This is a genomic window from Methylorubrum sp. POS3, from assembly GCF_043352485.1.
Classification (GTDB): Bacteria; Pseudomonadota; Alphaproteobacteria; order Rhizobiales; family Beijerinckiaceae; genus Methylobacterium; species Methylobacterium suomiense.
The window spans coordinates 4180010-4193081 of record NZ_JAPRBT010000001.1; the positions used below are offsets into that span (position 1 = coordinate 4180010).

A 13072-nucleotide genomic window follows, 5' to 3' on the forward strand; every position below is an offset into this window, starting at 1 on the left:
GTAGCACCCTCCCCTTGCAGTTTGCTGGCGATCGCATATCTTCGTGTTTCAGAAGATATGAGGTGGCCCATGGCCAAAGACCCCGATGAACTGAGCGCCCTCGAGCAGCGCATACTGCTCGCGCTTACGCGTCTGCATCCGAACGGCTACGGCGTGTCGGTCCAGGATGAGATCCTTTCCCGTACCGGCAAGACCGTGTCGTTCGGCTCGATCTATGCGGCGCTCGACAAGCTTGAAGAGCGTGGCTTCGTAGAGTCTCGCCAGGGCGAGCCAACCGCTGAGCGGGGCGGGCGAAGGAAAGTGCATTTTACTGTAAGCGCGCCAGGGCACCGAGCACTGAATAGTTCGATGATGGCTCTGGACTCCCTTCGAGCTGGTATTGGTGGGGAGGTCCGGATATGAGCATCGAAATCATACTCAAGAATGAGAAAATAAAATCAGCAATCGCAGAGCAGCATAAAGAATGTGACCTTGCGGCTCTACGTTTAGCTGAATTGCGTGGAAGGCCAGTATCTGAACAGCATGCGCCTACGCATATGCTCATTTTGGAGGCTGCTGAAAAACGTTGGCAAAATGAAAGTCATAAGCTTGCCAATTTATACGCCGATTTACATATGCTTAGTGACGCGCTGGAAGGTGCGCTGTCTGAAAAAACTGAGCTGTCCGAAAAGGCCGAGTTGGTAGAAAATGAGGTGCTCAAAAAGCCCCCCGTACTCGCCGAAGCGCTATCACGCCTAGTGACTAAACCATCCCTCAGGGATCGCGTCCTCGGCAGTCGTGAAGAGCGCTTCAATCGCAACGTTGTTGAAAGGTCTGAGTCAGAGGCTCGCCTGTTATATTGGTGCGATACCATTGCATCATGCTGGCCAGGCGTGAAGCAGCTCGCTCGATGGGCAGTGGTTGGCGATGTCTTGAGGCGTTGGTTTGGTTCTTGACCCGTCGGGCGAAACACTGCATCTCACTATCCGTCGCGAGACGCGCGCCTGGGGCCTTCCAGCCGCCGGGCGTTGTCGTTTCTGGAACCGGCGGGACGGCCCCTACCTACTCGCTGCGACCGATGACCCGGGAGCCGCAAGGCTTCAGACCCCAACCCGGTGAAAGAACCGTGGGCCGCTTGCCGGCGGCGAAGAGGCCGGCACCCTATCAAGCCCTCGAACCTCCCCACAGCCAAGGCGTTGCCCTGGCGGGACGGCTGCGGGCTTTCATGGCATGATCGGTCCTCGATGAGCGCGCACGCCACCCTCACGGCGATTGAGCAGGAGGCCCGTGCCTTCTGTCGCCTGCGCTTCACCGATGCCGCCAGCTACCTCGAGGCCAAGGATGCGCACTGCAAGCGCGTCGATCGGCTGGTTCGGGAGCTTCGTCGGCAGATCGGCATGCCCGAGATGCTGAGCCTCGGCACCGGCCGGCGCTCGTTCGGCGGACGCTCGTTCAGCGTCGAGTTGCGGATGCCGCGGGCCCGAAAAGCGGGCTGATCCGCTCGCGGAATATGGTCGATCTGCCATGGGCAGAGCTTCCGCTAAGTTTTGTTGTCGGAAGTGATCGGACGATAAGCCGGGCCGGACGAGCTTAAGTTCCAACCCGCTGATCCCGCTTCGAAAAACAACGCCATTTCGGCTTTCGAACAAGCGAAAAACCAATGACGATCCCTGCGCTGGTGCCCGCCGCACCGGCGGAGGTCGTGTCGCTCGATCGGGCAAGAGCCTACGCGGCGGAAGCCCGGTCCGAGCGGACCCGGAAGGCTTACGCCTCCGCCTTCGGGATGTTCGTGACCTGGTGCCGGGGCGTTGACGCCAACGCCATGCCGGCCGAGCCGGTCACGGTCGCGGCCTACGTCGCGCACCTCGCCGATACCGGCCGGAAGCCGGCGACCATCAACCTGCACGTCGCAGCGATCGCGGCGGTGCATCGGGCGGGCGGCTTCGACGTCCCGACCGCCTCGGAGGCGGTGAAGGCCACACAGCGCGGCGTTCGCCGAACGCTTGGCACGCGCCAGGTCCGCAAGGCCCCGGTGACCGTCGAGACGCTGAAAAAGGCGCTGCGCAAGATCCCGGACGACCTTTCCGGCGCACGGGATCGGGCGCTGCTCCTGATCGGATTCGCCGCGGCGCTCCGGCGCTCCGAGTTGGTGGCGCTCGACGTCGCCGACCTGGAGCGGGTGCCCGACGGCATCATCGTCCACGTCCGCCGCTCGAAGACGGACCAGGACGGGCAGGGGCAGGAGATCGCGGTCCCGCGCGGTGGGAAGCTGAAGCCCTGCGACGCGCTCGATGCGTGGCTGGCGGCGGCGAGGATCATTGCCGGGCCGGTGTTTCGTCCGGTCAACAAGGGCGGGCGCGTGCTGCCGGACCGCCTCACCGATCGCTCGGTGGCGGACATCGTCAAGCGCCACGTCGGCGCCGCCGGTCTCGATGCCTCGCTGTTCTCCGGCCACTCGCTGCGCGCCGGCTTCGTCACCTCGGCGCTCGCTGCCGGGGCCGACGTCCTCAAGGTCATGCACGTCACCCGGCATACCGCAGTGACGACGCTCCAGAAATACGACCGGCGCGCCCGCGCCTTCGACGATCACGCCGGACGCAAATTTCTATGACCGCTTCCCCCATGTCGCGCACGGAAGCGGTCGCCCTCGGCCGCACCGATCCGGCCGCGTCCGCCTACGGCGCGCACATGCGCGATCCCGGCGCGATCCGCCGCGAGGCCGAACGCGTCCGCATCCTGATGGCGGTGTGCCGCCTGCCGGCCGCGACGCCCGTGCTCGTCACCACGCCCGCCGACGACGTCGCCGCCGCGGCGGCGGAGCTGCGCCGGCACGTCTCCGCGAGGTTCTGACCGTGAAGCTCATCGCCTTCTTCCGCAGGCTCCTCGCCTCGCCTGAGCCGAAGGCGCCGGCCCTGCCGGTGATCCGCACCGGCCGCGTCCTCAGCAACGGATGCGGTCGATGACCATGGGCATCGGTTCGCGCGTCCGGCTCAACACCGGCGCCCGTCAGATGCTCGTCGTCGACTTGGAGCTCTATCCGCGGCGCTTCCTGTGCGCGTGGCCCGGCGGTGAGCGCTGGTTCCCGGCTGCGTATCTGACGCCCGTCGAGCGCTTCTGAGAACAAGGCTCGAGCAATGGCTTTCCAACCTGGGCAGTCGGGCAATCCCGGCGGTCGCCCGAAAGCTTCGGCCCGCGTCCGTGACGCCGCCCGTGAATACACCGAAGCTGCGATCGAGACGCTGGTGAGCATCATGCGGGATGACAGTGCGGCCTCGGCCGCGCGCGTTTCCGCCGCTTCGGCCATCCTCGACCGCGGGTACGGCAAGGCGACCCAACCCATAGACGGCGACGGTGAGGGTGGGCCAATCCATGCTGGCATCGCCGTCACCTTCATCGATGGCCCCGGAAAACCGAGCTGAGTTCCCGCGCAAGCTGGCGTTCCTGTTCCAGCCGAAACGGTACAAGATCGCCAAGGGTGGACGCGGCGGCGGGAAATCCTGGGCCTTCGCCCGGGCGCTCCTGATCCTCGGTGCGCAGCGGAAGCTCCGGATCCTCTGCGCCCGCGAGTTCCAGAATTCGACGGCGGACAGCGTGCACGCGCTGCTGAAGGACCAAGCCGAGAAGCTCGGGCTCGGCCACTTCTATCAGGTCCAGCAAACGCGGATCATCGGGGCGAACGGCACCGAATTCTCGTTCGAGGGCCTTCGGCACAACGTCACGAAGATCAAGTCTTTTGAAGGCGTCGACATCTGCTGGGTTGAAGAGGCCCGCACCGTCTCGAAGTCGTCCTGGGACACGCTGATACCGACGATCCGCAAACCGGGCTCGGAAATCTGGATCAGCTTCAACCCGGAACTTGCAGAGGACGAAACGTACAAGCGTTTCATCGCGCACCCGCCGACAAATTCCGAAGTCGCGACCATCAATTGGTACGACAATCCGTGGTTTCCGGTGGAGCTACAGCAGGAAGCGAAGGACCTGCTGGCCCGCGACCCGATCGCCTACGAGACGGTCTGGGAGGGGCACTGCAAGCAGGTCCTCGACGGCGCGATCTACTCGAACGAGATCCTGGCGGCGACGCGGGCCGGGCGCTTCACCAGCGTTCCGTTCGATCCTTCGAAGCCGGTGCACACGTTCTGGGATCTGGGTCGGGCGGACAAAACCTCGATCTGGTTTGCCCAGATGGTCGGCTTCGAGTTCCGGCTGATCGACTATTACGAGAACCGCGGCTTCGCGCTCGAGCACTACCTCGACAAGCTCAAGGCGCTCTCCGAGGAACGCGGCTACGTCTACGGGGAGAACTGGCTCCCTCACGACGCGCAGAACGAGCTTCTGGCCTCGAAGCGCACCATCGAGCAGCAGCTCTGGGACGCCAAGTACCGGGTCCGCATCGTGCCTCGCCTGACCGTCGCCGCCGGCATCGACGCCGCGCGCCAGGTGTTCGGGCGGTGCTTCTTCGATGAGACCCGGTGCGCCGACGGGCTCCAGGCGCTGCGGAACTACCGTTACGACGTGGATCCCGACACGCAGCAGTTTTCAAAGAACCCGCTGCACGATTGGGCCAGCCACGGCGCCGACGCCTTCCGCTACTTCGCGGTCGGCATCGCCGAGCCGCGCGCGCCCGATGAGACGGTGGCGGGCCCCAACGACGTTTATGCGCGCCGCCGTCGCGAGCGCATCAGCACCTCACAAGAATCGGGTTGGGCGGCATGACGGACACCCACGCCGATCGCGAGCCCGCGTCCGCTGAGGAGCGGGCCGCCCTCGAAGATGCCGCGCTGCTGCGCAAGTTGCAGGGGTGGTTCCGCGCCGATCGCGATGCCTCCTCGAAGTGGCGGTCTGAGGCTCGGACCGATTACGACTTCGTGGCAGGTGAGCAGTGGGCGCCGGAGGATGCGGCCGCGCTGCGGGAGCAGGGTCGGCCCCCGATCACGTTCAACCGCGTCCTGCCGGTCATCAAGGCGGTCGCGGGCTCCGAGGTCAACGCTCGCCAGGACATCCAATACCTGCCGCGCGAGGTCGGTGATGGTGCCCTGAACGAGCTGCTCACCGAAGGCTCACGCTACCTCGCGGATGAGGCTGAGGCGGAGGACGAGGAATCCGACGCTTTCGTCGACTGCGCGATCTGCGGGCTCGGCGCCGTCGAGATGCGGCTGGATTATGAGATCGATCCGGACGGCGCGTACTGCGAAGATCGGGTCAACCCGCTGGAGATGTTTTGGGACGCCTCCGCGACGAAGCGGAACCTCTCGGATGCCCGCCGGATCTTTCGCGCGAAGAGCATGGATCGCCTCGAAGCGGAGGGGCTGTTCCCCGATACCGATCCGTCCGTGCTCGATGCGGCATGGGCTGAGGATCGCGACGGTGGGAAGCCGCACCGCGAGATCGGGGCCGGCGAGCGTCGCATCGATCGGCCCGGCACTGCCGACGAGGGCACGTCGCGCGTCACGATCGTCGAATGCCAGTGGTGGGAGCGGGTTCGCATCGCGGTGGCCATCAACCCGGCCACGGGCGAGACGACCGAAATGGAGCCGGAGCAGGCTGCGGTGCTGGAGAGGCGCGCCAACGTGCTTGCCATGCCGGTTCAGATCGTCCACCGGATGAAGCGGCGCTATCGGCGCGCCTTCCTCGGGACGGAGGTCCTGGAGCAGGGTCCGGCCCCGGCCGGTGACCGTTTCAGCTACGCGTTCCTGACCGGCGACCGCGACCAGAACCGGAATTCGTGGTTCGGCATCGTGCGCCCGATGCGCGACCCGCAGCGCTTCGCCAACAAGTGGCTGAGTCAGACCCTCGACATGCTCAACCGCCAAGCCAAGGGCGGGATGATGATGGAGCAGGGCGCGGTGCCGGACCAAGCCGCGTTCGAAGCCTCCTACGCCAAGCCCGGCGGCATCTCTTGGGTTGCCGACGGTGCGCTGAGGGGCGGCCTGATGAAGGAAAAGCCACTGCCGGTCCTGCCGTCGGGGCACTGGCAGCTCATGGAGTTCGCCATCGGGTCCATTCGGGACTCGTCCGGCGTGAACCTCGAACTGCTGGGGGCGAAGCAGCAGGAGCAGGCCGGCGTGCTGGAGTACCAGCGCAAGCAGGCGGCCATGACGATCCTGGCCTCGCTGTTCGATGCCCTGCGGCGCGCCCGCAAGCACATCGGCCGCGTGCGCCTCTACTTCATCCAGACGTACCTCTCCGATGGGCGCCTGATCCGCATCGTCGGCGACAAGGGCACCCGCGTCGTGCCGCTCGTGCGAGACAAGACGGCGGGTCAATACGACGTCGTCATCGACGAGGCGCCAAATTCGCCGAACCAGCAGGAGCGGGTTTGGGCGACGTTCGTGCAGGTCCTGCCGATCATCAAGGATATGATCACCCCACAGGTCCTCCTCGAGGTGCTGCCCTACTCGCCGTTCCCCGACAGCTTCGTCGCCAAGCTGCGCGAGTTGCTGGCCAACGCGCCGACCGACCCGCATGCCGAGGAACAGCGGCAGATCGCGGTTCGCACCGCAGTGGCCAAAATCGAGGACATGACGGCCGGCGCCGGTCTCAAGGCCGCGAAAGCCGATCGCGAGCGTGGGCTGGCCGAACAGGACCGATTCAACGGCTTGAGGACAACTTTAGCCGAGGCTGAACCATCCAGATTTGCCAATGGAAATGCTGCCAGTCAAAATTGATCTTTTCAGTAATTTTTTGCGTAGATATTTCGGTTATGTTTCGGGAATCGACAAATTTGGAACGGAAACTTTGACGCCATACTGATCTAGAACTACATAATTCCAAGGGTCGTCGGCTGCCTTAGTTGATTCACGTAGGTACCTCCCAATTAATTTGCGAATCCCATTATTGGGGACAAGTATTTCTGCACATTCTTTTGTGAGTTCTATTCCGGTATCACTTCGAAATCGCCACTCCCGTTCCCATGTAAAATCTATTGAAGGCGAATTTTTCAAGTCATATGTTACATGTAAATGCTGATGATCCTCGTGAAGTTTCTCAAAGTCATCCGCTGGCTGATAAATAACAGGCCGACCCCCTTTATCAAAAATATATTTCTTTTTGAAAATTATGCCAAAAGGTCTGTACCTAAAGTTGTCATGATTATTATCAAATAGCTGTTGCAAGGTCATGATAGGCGTCTCGCTAAAGCATACGCATTTATAGCGACCCTTAATCATTCCGTCGTGGCTCCGAAGTTTTTTCTCTTTGAGGATTTTCAAGAGTGTAAAAAACGCTTCATTCTCCATGTCACATTTTCCAGATGGTACGCTTGCATTCCATTTATGCCAATCTACTTTTGTCAGGTGCACGAGGCTGTCGCTCAAGTCTTCTCTTGTCAATTTCGGCTCCATTCAAGCATATTTATTCGTAAACTAAATGGGCAAATTCGGACGTAGCCTAAGCTGCTCACACATCACGCGCAAACTGAATGGCATTATTGCATGAGCTGAGGTTACTTCCAGGTGTAATCACGAGAACGCGATGACGTCGGCCCGGCAAGTCGCTGAGCAGTTTCTGGGCCAAGCTAAACCGCACGGTCGGCGCGTCAGTCCGGCCTTCGTCTCCATCACGTTACGGGGAATCGACCATGAACGACGACGCGAACAGCGGCGGCGATGATGCTTTCACGGCTGAGGAACAGGCCGCGTTCGACGCCTATGCGAGCAGTGCTGAAGCCCCTCCCGCGCCCGTAGGCGGCGGTGAGCCGGCGCCGGGTGGCGCTGCTGCCCCTGAGGCTGCTCCTGCTGCCCCTGCGGTGAGCGGTGAGGCTGCCGCGCCCGGCGACGTGGTCGATCCCGATGCGGAAGACGGCTCGCCCGAGGAGAACAAGGGCAAGTTCGTCCGCCATGGCGCGTTCCATCAGGAGCGCGAGCGCCGCAAGAATGCCGAGCGCCAACTCGCCGAGTTGCAGGAGCGCTATGCTCGCGGCGACGAGCGCCTGAAGCTCCTGACACAGGCGATGCAGGCCGGTCCGCAGGGCCAGCAGGCCGCCCAGCCGGCGGCGGCCGAGCCCGAGCCCGTCCCGGATCCGAACCAGGATATCTTCGGGTACGTGCAGCACCTCGAGAAGCGGCTCGCCGAAATCGCCTCCGGTCAGCAGCAGATGACGGAGGCGCAGAAGCAGCAGGCGGAGGCCGATCGCGAGACCCAGGAGCGCAACAGCGTCGTCTCCGCGTTCCAGCGCGATCACGCCCGCCTCGTCCAGGCCGAACCGACCTACGGCGATGCCTACGCCTACCTGATCCACGGTCGCGTCGCCGAGCTGAAGATGTTCGGCCTCAACGACCAGCAGGCCATCGCGCAGGCCAACGCCGACGAGCTGTCCTTCGTCCGTGCCTGCTTCGCCCGCAACGTCTCGCCCGCCGAGCAGGCCTTCGCCCTCGCCAAGTCGCGCGGCTTTACCCCGAAGGCTTCGGAGCCCGCAGCCCCGGCCGCTGCCCCTGCCGAGACCGCTGCGGAGCGTCAGACCCGCCTCGCTGCCGGGCAGGCTGCCTCAAAGTCGCTGTCGTCCGCCGGTGGCGCTCCGGCCGGCGAGGTCACGCTCGAAATGCTCGCCTCCATGTCGGAGAGCGAGTTCGAGGCCTTCCAGGCGAAGAACCCGGGCAAGGTCGCCCGCCTCATGGGGGAGGCCGCCTGAGGGCGGTCACCTCGATCAAACGCTGAACGGAGCCCGGCACGATGCCCGCACCCATGGTCACCACGCAGCTCGTGGATCGCTCCGGCAATCCGCTGGGCGTCGCCGCGGCCCCGCTCGTCACCTCGAACGCCCCCGGTGAGGCCCACATCGGGCAGGTCGGCGGCACCACGATCATCTCGACCGGCGTGCTGATCCGCCCGGCCGATACCGCGGACTATGCGGTCGGTGACCTGATCGGCGCCTCGACCGCACCCGGCGTCGGCAACGTCATCACCCTGCCCGGCGTGGCCCGCATTCCGGGCGGGACGGGCCGCGTCATCCAGGTTCGTGCGGCGACCAACCAAGCAGCCTTCGCCGGCACTCTGCGGCTTCACCTGTTCAAGACGCTGGTCGCGCCGGCCGTTGGCGATAACGGCGTGCTCGCCGCCGCGGTCGCGAACTACGTGAATTACTACGGCTCCGCCGATGTGACGCTCGCGCAGGGCATCCTCTCCGACGGCTCGAAGGGCTTCATGGCCTTCTCGCCGCCGATCGCCTTCGACGTGCCTGCGGGCGCATCGGACATCTACGCGCTGCTTGAGGCCCGCACCGCTTTCACCCCCACGAGCGGTCAGCGGTTCTCGATCACGGTTGAGGCGGACGTCGACTGATGCCCGCCAACGTCGGGTATCGCCGCTGGGACCTTCTTGAGCCCGAAGCCCTGATCCCGGCCAACATGTACGTCGCCCCGGCGAAGCGCTGGGCGATCCTCGCGCTCGGCGTCGTCGTCGCCATCGTCCTCCTGCCGCCCGGCGTGCGCCCAACGCTCCTGAGCGGCCAGACCGCCGTGCTGAGCACCACGCTGCGGGTCGGCGACCGCCCCTAAGCCCCTCCTCCCTCCCCGAACGACCCCACGGAGCGCACCATGCGTCTTGTCCGAACCCTTGCGCTTGCCTGCGCTCTACTCGCTCCGCTGCCCGTCCTGGCGCAGTCGGTGGTGCCGGCCTATCGCTCCGCCGCGCCGATCACGCCCGGCACGCCGGTCTCCTCCGGTGACGGCGTCGCGCTGGCCTGCTCGGTCGGCGGCACGCTCCGGCTCGTGATGCACGACGGCTCGCTGCTCGACTTCTATGCGCAGCAGGGCACCGCCATCGTCGACAACCTCGCGGTCAAGGACGTCTCGGCCGCCGGCACCTCGGCGACCTGCTCCGTCACCGTCCTGCGTCGGGGCTGAACCATGGCCCAGCGCAACCCCTTCAACCTCTTCGGCGGCGGCAACTCGCCCGCTGCCTCGGTCGGCAAGGTCGCCGTCGGCGCCATGCTCGTCACCGGCACCGTACCGGCCGGCGCAACCGCCGTCTGCCGCAAAAAGGTCGGCAGCACGGTGACCACACTCGGCGCCGCCACCGTCACGGCGACCGGCGCGGCGAGCTACACCCTGAGCGCCGCGGCGGCCGGCGGTGAAAGCTACGGCTTCGCCTGGACGCTGCCGGGCGAGAGCGTGTTCACAGCCGTCATCGTCGGACTCGGCCCGGCGGCCACCAAGTTCACGGCCGGCGCGTCGGCGGGTTCGTTGGTTGCGGCGATCACGGGCCTTGATGCCGGTGTGACCGCGAAGTCGATCGCGCCGAACGACGGCCGTCTGACGCTCAACGCTGCCGGCAACGCGATCCTCGTCGGCCTCACCGCCTCCTCGGTCGGCACGAAGGCCTACACGGTCACGCTGAGCACGGGCGAGACGTTCAACATCACCGTGACGGTGGAGGCCCCGGCGGCGGGCGACCCGAACCGCTACATGTTCGCGGCGACGCGCCTGCGGTTCCCTTCCACGACCGGCACCCTGTCGGGGAGCGGCACGGTCTACTCCGTGCAGTCGTTCTTCATCGGCACGCCGGACTATGCGGTGTCGAACCCGCGGTTCTTCCTGCCCACGTTTTACGGGGTGACGACAGGGGCGAACCCGTCCGAGTTCGCGCTTCCGACCGCCTATCAGTACGAAAAGCTGGCCATCAAGGTCGGCGGCACCTGGTACGAGTGCCCGAACGCAGCGTTCATGGTCGATCCGGCCGTTGATGCCTCCGGGTTCCTCCTCGACGCCATCCCCGTCACGATGCCGGCAAACACGGTCATCGAGTGCCGGATGGCCTGGAATGCGCCGGGCGGCTCGACGCTCGCGGGCGTTTCGCGCGCGAATGACATCGCTGAAATCAGCATGCTCTCATCTTCTGGGAGCCTCGCGGCGAAGTGCACCGATGGCACGGCGCTGACCGCCAACGGCTTCGCGCGCCATGTCATCCCGGCCTTCATGGTCGCCAAGGGCTGGGACGGGCGTCCCGTCGGCCTGCTCGCCGGCGACTCGATCCAGGCGGGCGCGAACGAGAATTCGATCACCGGCTTCATGTCGCCCCGCGGCACGCAGGGCTACTGGCAGCGCGGTCTCGACGACAACACGAATTCCCAGCGCATCGCGTTCGGCACGCTGGCCCTTGAAGGCGCGCGGCCGAGCGACTGGTCGACCCGTGCCAACTGGAGCCGCAAGCTCGACGCGGTCGCCAAGGTGACGGCGGTCAATTCGAACAAGCCGCCGATGACGTTCATCGGTTCGAACCACGGCAATAACTCCGCGTCGATCGCCAACCCGTATTCATGGCTCACCGGCTTCTGGCAGGTGCTGAAAACGGAGTGGCCGGGCGTCCCGATCTATCACTCCGAGCTGCTGGCCCGTCCGGTCTCCTCGTCGGATGGTTGGCAGTCCCTCGCGGGCCAGAACGTACAGGCATCGGACGCGTACAACGGCGGCACGTCCCCGGGCATCCGTTGGACCGCGAACGAGATCATCGGCAAGGGCGCTGCGAACGGCGATCCGACTGCGCAGGCCCGCTCCGAGGGGTGGATCCAGGGCTCGTTCGCGGCGTGGCGGCCCGGCTCCTATGACACCGGGGCGAACCGCGACAAACTCGCTATTGTCCCCTTCGACACGACGATCACGGTCGACAGCGCGGCGAACAACCTCACGGTCACGCTCGCCAGCGTCACCGGCATCTCGCTCGGCGAAATGCTGATCGTGAACCCGGGCGGCACCGGGTCCTATGACGCGATCGTCAAGACGATCAACGGCAACGTCGTGACGCTCTCCGGCAGCAGCAGCACGGCCATGGCGGCCGGCACTCGGGTCACCGCGGCGCTGAACGACCGAACCGGCCTCCATCCCGGCACCAAGCATCACATCAAGATCGCGATGGAGGCCGTGGTCCCCTGGAAGCAGTTCATGGGGTGGGTCAACGCGGTCGTCGATCCGGCGCCCCTCAACCTGGCGAACCTGCCTTCGGCTATCCGAAGCGCTCTGCCGGGCTCGAACCTCTACGAGGGCGGCGCCTATGCCAACGGACGCTTGGTCGGGCGGACCTCGACGAATGCTCTGAAGGACGCGGCCACGGCGACCCTGCCGACCGGGTGGCAGCGAGACACGACGAACAAGTGGATCAATCTCACAAGCTCGATCCCGTCCGACCAGACGACGATCTCGGATTGGTTGCTTCAGGACGACTGGACGTTCCGCATTCCGGCCTCGGGAGGTACGCCGCTCAACCTCACGTTCTCGCAGAACGTCATCAAGCCTGCGAAGTCCAAGATCTGCGCGATCGATAACCGCCAGAACGGCAGTTACACGCTGATCAACAACGACATCGGCGGCAGTATCCAAGACGCGGCGGGCTGCGCGCAGACTTTCGTCATGCATCCCGGTGGTACGGGATCGCATACCTACAAGGATAATGCTTTCTGGAACATGCCGGAGGACCACATCCGCCTGTCGGAAGGTGGTGGCACCGTACAGGGCAACTTCTTCTTCGGCGGCGGCCAGTCTCAGCTCGAAGACCCACACTTCGACTGCATTCAGGTGCTCCCGAACGTGGTGCCGCGCACGCTCAAGGGCAGTATCGTCGTCAAAGATAACTACTTCGATATGCGTCGCGGCGTCGGACACGTTCAGGCCGTGAGGCTGGCTGACATCGCTGCAATCGACGCCGGCGTGACGATCACGATCACAGGCAATGTGTTCGTCGATCCGAACTATGACATCTCGTTCCCCGGCCAAAACACGGCGATCGTCATCAACGGTAACTACTTCGCTGCGCAGAACTTCCCGAGCAATCAGAAGAACGGTGCAGCGGATTATGGCGAATACCTCGCCCCGATCCCCTCTCAGGCTGTCATCTATGACAACTATCGGATGGAGACGGGTGCCAAGCTGGCATTGGAGCAAAACCGCCCAGCGTGACGTAGCGAACGGCTGAATGAGGCTGTCGCGGTGGGACCATCCCGCTGCGGCAGCCGGCGACCCCCTTGACCCGACGGGCAAAACAGCCCCAAGGACTATCCGTCGCGAGACGTGCGGACACAGGCCCCGTCTGCGGCATCTCTCCGAGTTTCGGCATCCTCGACACGCTGCCCGCGATCCGCGGACCGGCGCGCCGTCGCATGCCGCTT

The 13072-nt window shown here is 64.7% G+C and carries 15 protein-coding genes; 14 read left to right on the forward strand and 1 reads right to left on the reverse strand.

Annotated elements, in window-relative coordinates:
* Window positions 1-69 precede the first annotated feature (69 nt).
* The 9 genes from OWC43_RS19305 (at window position 70) to OWC43_RS19345 (ending at window position 6644) form a co-directional block, all read left to right on the forward strand.
* Window positions 70-402, forward strand: coding sequence for a PadR family transcriptional regulator (locus OWC43_RS19305; RefSeq protein WP_393957882.1), 333 nt, complete (start codon window positions 70-72; stop codon window positions 400-402).
* The gene (locus tag OWC43_RS19310; RefSeq protein ID WP_393957883.1) at window positions 399-935 is read left to right on the forward strand and encodes a hypothetical protein; all 537 of its coding nucleotides are present in this window, start codon (window positions 399-401) and stop codon (window positions 933-935) included. Before OWC43_RS19305 ends, OWC43_RS19310 begins: the two co-directional genes overlap by 4 nt.
* 288 nt (window positions 936-1223) lie before the next feature.
* The gene (locus tag OWC43_RS19315) at window positions 1224-1475 is read left to right on the forward strand and encodes a hypothetical protein (RefSeq protein ID WP_393957884.1); all 252 of its coding nucleotides are present in this window, start codon (window positions 1224-1226) and stop codon (window positions 1473-1475) included.
* A gap of 164 nt (window positions 1476-1639) precedes the next feature.
* Entirely contained in the window at window positions 1640-2590 is a 951-nt protein-coding gene (locus tag OWC43_RS19320; protein WP_393957885.1) for a tyrosine-type recombinase/integrase, read from the forward strand.
* Entirely contained in the window at window positions 2587-2829 is a 243-nt protein-coding gene (locus OWC43_RS19325; RefSeq protein WP_393957886.1) for a hypothetical protein, read from the forward strand. The genes OWC43_RS19320 and OWC43_RS19325 overlap by 4 nt, the downstream gene beginning before the upstream one ends.
* Before the next feature lie 109 nt (window positions 2830-2938).
* The gene (locus OWC43_RS19330) at window positions 2939-3097 is read left to right on the forward strand and encodes a hypothetical protein (RefSeq protein WP_393957887.1); all 159 of its coding nucleotides are present in this window, start codon (window positions 2939-2941) and stop codon (window positions 3095-3097) included.
* A 16-nt stretch (window positions 3098-3113) separates the two neighbouring features.
* Window positions 3114-3398 (forward strand): DUF5681 domain-containing protein, encoded by a 285-nt coding sequence (locus OWC43_RS19335; protein WP_393957888.1) that lies wholly within the window; start codon window positions 3114-3116, stop codon window positions 3396-3398.
* Window positions 3376-4692 carry a PBSX family phage terminase large subunit gene (locus tag OWC43_RS19340; protein ID WP_393957889.1) on the forward strand — a complete coding sequence of 439 codons (1317 nt, stop codon included), beginning with the start codon at window positions 3376-3378 and terminating at the stop codon, window positions 4690-4692. Before OWC43_RS19335 ends, OWC43_RS19340 begins: the two co-directional genes overlap by 23 nt.
* A complete protein-coding gene (locus OWC43_RS19345; protein ID WP_393957890.1) occupies window positions 4689-6644 on the forward strand; it encodes a hypothetical protein in 1956 nt (651 codons plus the stop codon). The genes OWC43_RS19340 and OWC43_RS19345 overlap by 4 nt, the downstream gene beginning before the upstream one ends.
* A gap of 33 nt (window positions 6645-6677) precedes the next feature.
* On the opposite strand, the gene OWC43_RS19350 is transcribed toward OWC43_RS19345, so the two are convergent.
* Window positions 6678-7292: a hypothetical protein gene (locus tag OWC43_RS19350; protein ID WP_393957891.1), complete on the reverse strand. Its 615-nt coding sequence runs from the start codon at window positions 7290-7292 to the stop codon at window positions 6678-6680.
* 431 nt (window positions 7293-7723) lie between these two features.
* Here OWC43_RS19350 and OWC43_RS19355 point away from each other — a divergent pair, with 431 nt between their 5' ends.
* Genes OWC43_RS19355 through OWC43_RS19375 form a run of 5 tightly spaced genes read left to right on the forward strand, consistent with a single transcriptional unit; the run spans window position 7724 to window position 12863 of the window.
* Window positions 7724-8605, forward strand: coding sequence for a hypothetical protein (locus OWC43_RS19355; protein ID WP_393957892.1), 882 nt, complete (start codon window positions 7724-7726; stop codon window positions 8603-8605).
* A 41-nt stretch (window positions 8606-8646) separates the two neighbouring features.
* Complete coding sequence (locus OWC43_RS19360; protein WP_393957893.1) at window positions 8647-9255, forward strand: hypothetical protein; 609 nt, start codon at window positions 8647-8649, stop codon at window positions 9253-9255.
* Window positions 9255-9470 (forward strand): hypothetical protein, encoded by a 216-nt coding sequence (locus OWC43_RS19365; RefSeq protein ID WP_393957894.1) that lies wholly within the window; start codon window positions 9255-9257, stop codon window positions 9468-9470. Before OWC43_RS19360 ends, OWC43_RS19365 begins: the two co-directional genes overlap by 1 nt.
* A 39-nt stretch (window positions 9471-9509) precedes the next feature.
* Complete coding sequence (locus OWC43_RS19370; RefSeq protein ID WP_393957895.1) at window positions 9510-9818, forward strand: hypothetical protein; 309 nt, start codon at window positions 9510-9512, stop codon at window positions 9816-9818.
* A 3-nt stretch (window positions 9819-9821) separates the two neighbouring features.
* Window positions 9822-12863, forward strand: coding sequence for a hypothetical protein (locus OWC43_RS19375; protein ID WP_393957896.1), 3042 nt, complete (start codon window positions 9822-9824; stop codon window positions 12861-12863).
* Window positions 12864-13072 lie beyond the last annotated feature (209 nt).